Here is a 220-nt window from a genome sequence, read left to right on the forward strand (position 1 = left end):
ATCTTCTGAAAAATCATGCTCAATTTTAATTGTTCCCTTGGCTGCTCTCGTTACTTTGCCTGTATTTGCACTAAATGAAAAAGAGTCACACTTTTCTCCACCACCATAAAAAGTAGCCCACCCAGTAACGTTAACATCTTTTGGCTTTACTCCTTTAATTGTGATGTACTCATCACCTTCATTGCTTCCAAAAGGAGCTGGATTAAATGTCTTTATTAAA

1 pseudogene is annotated in these 220 nt (G+C 36.4%); it reads right to left on the bottom strand.

The features are described 5' to 3' along the window. Positions 1–220: pseudogene (locus PVK71_RS20445) on the bottom strand (hypothetical protein); the annotation flags it as partial.

This window comes from Aliivibrio sp. S4MY1 (genome assembly GCF_028765545.1).
In the GTDB taxonomy this organism is placed as follows: Bacteria; Pseudomonadota; Gammaproteobacteria; order Enterobacterales; family Vibrionaceae; genus Aliivibrio.